This window comes from Erwinia sp., from assembly GCF_031978025.1.
GTDB lineage: Bacteria > Pseudomonadota > Gammaproteobacteria > Enterobacterales > Enterobacteriaceae > Erwinia.
Genome location: NZ_DALZCD010000279.1, coordinates 1 through 5,461, shown reverse-complemented (window position 1 = coordinate 5,461; position 5,461 = coordinate 1). Strand labels below are relative to the sequence as shown.

7 protein-coding genes are annotated in these 5,461 nt (G+C 55.3%); 5 read left to right on the top strand and 2 right to left on the bottom strand.

Annotated elements, in window-relative coordinates:
* Positions 1–17 precede the first annotated feature (17 nt).
* From artJ to RTK32_RS18145, 4 genes are all read left to right on the top strand, one after another.
* A complete protein-coding gene (gene artJ / locus RTK32_RS18160) occupies positions 18–749 on the top strand; it encodes an arginine ABC transporter substrate-binding protein (protein ID WP_312046447.1) in 732 nt (243 codons plus the stop codon).
* A gap of 4 nt (positions 750–753) precedes the next feature.
* Positions 754–1,476, top strand: coding sequence for an arginine ABC transporter permease ArtQ (gene artQ / locus RTK32_RS18155; protein ID WP_312046445.1), 723 nt, complete (start codon positions 754–756; stop codon positions 1,474–1,476).
* A complete protein-coding gene (gene artM / locus RTK32_RS18150) occupies positions 1,470–2,138 on the top strand; it encodes an arginine ABC transporter permease ArtM (protein ID WP_312046444.1) in 669 nt (222 codons plus the stop codon). Before artQ ends, artM begins: the two co-directional genes overlap by 7 nt.
* A gap of 129 nt (positions 2,139–2,267) precedes the next feature.
* Positions 2,268–3,029 carry a transporter substrate-binding domain-containing protein gene (locus RTK32_RS18145; protein ID WP_312046442.1) on the top strand — a complete coding sequence of 254 codons (762 nt, stop codon included), beginning with the start codon at positions 2,268–2,270 and terminating at the stop codon, positions 3,027–3,029.
* Here RTK32_RS18145 and rlmC read toward each other — a convergent pair.
* Entirely contained in the window at positions 3,015–4,142 is a 1,128-nt protein-coding gene (gene rlmC / locus RTK32_RS18140; RefSeq protein WP_312046441.1) for a 23S rRNA (uracil(747)-C(5))-methyltransferase RlmC, read from the bottom strand. The genes RTK32_RS18145 and rlmC overlap by 15 nt on opposite strands.
* A 48-nt stretch (positions 4,143–4,190) precedes the next feature.
* On the bottom strand, positions 4,191–4,643 hold the full coding sequence (locus tag RTK32_RS18135) for a YbjO family protein (RefSeq protein WP_312046440.1): 453 nt from the start codon (positions 4,641–4,643) through the stop codon (positions 4,191–4,193).
* A 262-nt stretch (positions 4,644–4,905) separates the two neighbouring features.
* Here RTK32_RS18135 and RTK32_RS18130 point away from each other — a divergent pair.
* Positions 4,906–5,461, top strand: a 556-nt coding sequence (locus tag RTK32_RS18130) for a nucleoside recognition domain-containing protein (RefSeq protein WP_312046439.1), incomplete at its 3' end; no start/stop codon positions are given.

Below are 5,461 nucleotides of genomic sequence, written 5' to 3'. Positions count from 1 at the left end.
TGATGCAGGACATAATGATGAAAAAAATCGTACTTGCCGCGCTGTTATCCGGTCTTAGCCTGAGCGCCAGCGCTGCGCAAACTATCCGTTTTGCTACTGAAGCGTCTTACCCTCCTTTTGAATTTGTTGATTCCGCTAATAAAATTCAGGGTTTCGACGTCGATCTGGCCAACGCATTGTGTAAAGAGATTGACGCAACCTGCACTTTCACCAATCAGGCGTTCGACAGCCTGATCCCGAGCCTGAAATTCCGCCGCTTCGATGCGGTGATGGCCGGTATGGATATCACGCCCGAGCGTGAGAAACAGGTCCTGTTTACCAAAGCCTATTACGATAACTCCGCTTTATTTATCGCGCAGAAAGGTAAAGTTGCTGACGTCGCCGCGTTAACCGGCAAACGCGTTGGCGTGCAGAACGGTACTACGCATCAAAAATACCTGACTGAAAAGTTGAAAGACGTGAAAACCGTGCCTTATGACAGCTATCAAAATGCCATTCTGGATCTGAAAAACGGCCGTATTGATGCCGTATTCGGCGACACGGCGGTAGTTAACGAGTGGCTGAAACAGAACGCTTCACTGGCACCAGTAGGCGAGAAAGTGACCGATAAAGACTACTTTGGTACCGGTCTGGGCATCGCCTTGCGCCAGGGCAACACCCAGCTGCAGGAGAAATTCAATACTGCCCTGGATAAAGTGAAAGCCGACGGCACCTATAAAACCATCTACAGCAAATGGTTCCAGCAATAACGGAATGAACGAATTCTATTCTCTCGCAAGCGCCGCCGGGATGACCGTCGGCCTTGCCGTTTCTGCGCTGGCCGCAGGACTGGTTCTGGCGATGATTTTTGCCGTCTGGGAGTCCGCCCGCTGGCGCCCCGTGGCCTGGATCGGCACCGCGCTGGTCACGCTCTTTCGCGGGCTGCCGGAGATTCTGGTGGTCCTCTTCGTCTATTTCGGCGCTTCTCAACTGCTGCTGACACTTTCAGACGGCTTTACGCTGCATCTGGGCTTCACCACGCTGCCGATCCAGATGACGATTGAAAACTTCGACGTCAGCCCGTTTCTCTGCGGCGTTATCGCGCTGTCGATCCTCTATTCCTCTTACGCTTCGCAGACGCTGCGCGGTGCCCTGAAGGCGGTGCCGCAGGGGCAATGGGAATCGGGCATGGCGCTGGGTATGAAAACCCCGGCGATTTTTTTCCGCCTGATCCTGCCGCAAATGTGGCGTCATGCGCTGCCGGGGCTGGGAAACCAGTGGCTGGTACTGCTAAAGGATACGGCGCTGGTGTCGTTGATCAGCGTTAACGATATTATGCTGCAAACCAAAAGCATTGCCTCACGCACGCAGGAACCTTTTACCTGGTATATGGCTGCGGCAGCGATTTATTTAGTTATTACCCTGTTTAGTCAGCAGGTGTTAAAGCGTATCGAAGCGCGTACCACGCGTTTTGAACAGGGGAATAACGGATGCTGAGCTATTTACCTGAGCTGCTGAAAGGCCTGCATACCAGCCTGACCCTGACTCTGGCCTCACTGGTGCTGGCACTGCTGTTGGCGCTGGTATTCACTGTGATCCTGTCGCTGAAAATACCCGTGTTGAGCCAGACCGTGCGCGGCTACATCACGCTGTTTACCGGTACACCACTGCTGGTACAAATCTTTTTGATTTACTATGGACCCGGACAGTTTCCTTCAATCCAGGCGATCCCCTGGTTATGGAACGCGCTGTCGCAGCCCTGGCTCTGCGCTCTGCTCGCGCTTTCCCTTAACAGCGCGGCGTACACTACTCAGCTGTTTTACGGTGCGGTAAGAGCGATTCCTTCCGGACAGTGGCAGTCCTGCGCCGCGCTGGGAATGGACCGTAAAGCTACGCTGCGCATTCTGCTGCCTTACGCCTTTAAGCGAGCACTTTCTTCTTATTCTAACGAGGTCGTGCTGGTCTTTAAGAGTACCTCGCTGGCTTATACCATTACGCTAATGGAAGTGATGGGTCAGGGGCAGCAGCTTTACGGGCGCACCTATGACGTGACGGTTTTTGCAGCGGCAGGCTTAATTTACCTGTGCGTTAATGGGCTATTAACGCTAATGATGCGTCTGATCGAACGTCGGGCGCTGGCTTTTGAGCGACGTAACTGAGTTAATGCCGACGGCCTTTGTCGTCGGCATTCGTCAAATAACAGCGCTTAACGGCCGGTTAATCAGTCCATAACGCCGCCGCCGCAACGGCCATACTGTTCCGATAATCTTTACGCAAGGATCGGAGACATGCTTAAGGTTTGCGTTTTTCTGCTTATCGGATGTGCCGCTAACGCGCTGGCCAGCGCTCCGCTTCGCTTTGCCATTTCGGCAACCTATCCCCCCTTTGTCTATCTGAACGCCGGGCACCAGCCGGTGGGATTCGATATTGAGTTGGCGAACGCTTTGTGTGAAAAAATGGCGCGGCAGTGCCTTTTTACGAATAACGATTTTAACCGCCTGCTGCCTTCGCTGAAGTTCAACCGCTACGACGCGGTGATTTCCGGGCTGGATATTACCGAAGAGCGGCGTGAAGAAGCAGATTTCACCCGGCCCTATCTGGAAAGTTCCGCGACGTTCATCGCGATCAAAGGCCGCTACTCCTCTTTAGAGCAGCTGCGCGGCCAGCGCGTCGGCGTCGCCGACGCAACTACCCTGCAGGCATGGCTGCAAAGTTCATGGCCGGAGATTATTTCTGTGGTGTACGACAACTATCAGAACGCGCTTTTGGATATCCGCAACACCCGGCTGGACGGCATTTTTGGCGAAACGCCTTCCATGCAGGCCCTCCTGAAAAGCAATCCAAACCTGGCAGCCGTCGGCCAACCGGTCAAGGACACTCACTATTTCGGCTCGGGCCTGGGCATTGCCGTGCGTAAAGGCGATAAGGCGCTGCTGGATCGGCTAAATAACGCCCTGGAAAGCCTGGAAGATGACGGCACGCTGCAAAAGCTTAAGCAGCGCTGGCTTGGCCCGACGGCTAACCTGCCGGCCGAATCAGAGACGCCGTAGCAGGGTCAGCACTTCGCTGTGCGCGGTATGCGGGAACATATCAAACAGCTGGACTTTAACGATGCTGTATTCGCTGAGGCGGATAATATCGTCAGCCATGCTCTGCGCGTTGCAGCTGGAATAAAGAATGAACGGCGGCGCCATACGGCTCAGATAATCACAAAGTGCCGCGCCAATACCCCGGCGTGGCGGATTAACCAGCACCAGATCGGGCGTGCTGCCTTCGCCGGTAGCGAAAGCCGTAGAGTCCAACGCGGCAAAACTTACCTTCTCCAGCCCCATCTGCTCAGCCGAACGTTTGGCGCAAGCGATCGCTTCCGCGCTGATTTCAATGCCGGTCAGCGTCATTTCCGGCGTGGCGCAATGCAACCCGAAACCGCCCACCCCGCAGAACAAATCCCACATGCTTTTAACGCCCAATTCGCTTACCCAGGCTCTTGCAGTAGCATACAGCGATGCGGCTACCGACGGGTTGGTCTGGAAAAAGCTCTGAGGCCTGATCCACAGCGGCACATCGTTAAGCTGTTCAGCCAGCGCCTGATTTTCCGTCAGCGGGATCTCTTCTTCGCCCTCCAGGATCGCCATATGCACTGGCTGAATGTTGGCCGAAATGACGCTCAGCTGCGGCAGCTGCGTCTGCAGTACGGGCAACGCTTTGGTCAGCTGGGCCAGCTTCTCTTTGGAACGCAGAACAAAGCGCAGCATCAGTTCACCGCTTTGGCGGCTCTCCGTCAGCAGAATAAACTTCAGCTCGCCACGCTTGCGTGCCACGTTATACGGCGTCAGGCCCGCGCGGGCGATAAAGGGTTTCAGTTGCGCAAACACAGCGGCAAAACTGTCCGGATAAAGCGGGCAGTCGCAAAGGTCAATCGGCGTACCATCGGGATGCACAATGCCCAGCAGCGGGCGTTCCACGCTGCCGCTGACCACCATTTTTGCCTTATTGCGAAACCCCTGCTGTGCCGAAGTAACAGGCGGCAGCCATTCGCCTACCGTCTGTGCCGACAGGAGCTGTTGCAGCTGAGACTGCTTTCGATCCAGCTGTTGCGGATAGGGGCGATCCAGCCACTGGCAGGAGCGGCAGCGATCGGCATCATAAAGGGCGCAGTGCATGTAAAATCTCGTCAAACCAAAGCGGGCGGGGATTGTACCATTGCGCCTTCAGCGCTGCTGAAAAAAATCCCGGCTGCTGGCCGGTAAAAAAAGCAGTATCAGCACCAGCAGGTCAGGCAGCTTTTGCGAAAGCAGCAGCTGGCCCTGCTCCCCGCCAGGCGTGAATATCCCGGGGCTGGCCCAACCCGCGGAGACAGTCAGCAGATAAGCGATAACGATCAGCTGTGAACAGCCGTAGCCCCAGCGTCCCCAGCGGCGGCCATCAAGCAGCGCAAGCGCGCAACGCAGCTCAACAAAAAAGATAAGCTGGCTGGCAATGAATATCAGGGTAGCGCTCCAGCTTTGCGCCGCAAGATGGATGACATTCAACAGCGTCTTTAAGCCCATTTCATGCACTTCGAGCGCCACACTCAGGCAGCGTGTCGTTATGATAGCGATAGCCGCCACCACAACCGGGACGGGAACCACGCAGGACGGCTCCTGTTTCAGCACCTCTGACATCGTTTTCTCCCGCCAATGCTCCGTTTTAGTGCAGGCACGCGCGTAAGGCCCACGCCTGCCCTCTTTTTTCCGTTCTCAGCAAAGCGCGCCAGCCTTATTAGCAGTAGATAAAAAGAAAATGCGGCGCTTTGTTCGGCAATGCGCTTTCCTGGCACGATAACTGCTTCCGACCTGTTGAAACAGCAGCAATTTATGTTTAGTCCAGTTTGCAAACTATTGCCACTGGATACGGTTTTTCAGATCGCTACCCGGGAGACAGAAAATGGAGACAGAATCGGCAAAAGTTCGTGAATACCGGGCGCCAGGCATCGGCGCTTATCTGGCCCTGATCGTGGCTATCCTCTTTTTTTCCGGCCTGCTTTTAAACGTGAAAGGAGCAGCATGGCTGGGCGCATTTGACTTTACTACGCTTGGCGGCAAGTTTGGCACGATTAAGGATGCCGCGCGCGCCACGTTTCCTGGCGAAGGCGGCACGGGCGCTAAAGCAGGTTTCCTGTTTGCCCTTTCCCTGGTGCCCACGGTCATGTTGGCATTAGGCCTGCTGGAGATCTTCACCCATTATGGTGCCATCCGCGCCGCCCATAAGTTGCTGACACCGCTGTTAAGGCCACTGCTTGGTATTCCGGGCCGCTGTGGGCTGGCGCTGATAACCGACCTGCAAAGTACTGACGCAGGCGCGGCACTGACTAAGGAGCTGCACGACGGGAAACAGATAGGTAAAAAAGACGTGGTGATTATGGCTGCCTGGCAATACTCCGGCGCAGGGCTGATTAATAACTATTTTGCTATCGGTTCGGCGCTGTTCGTCTCGCTTTCGG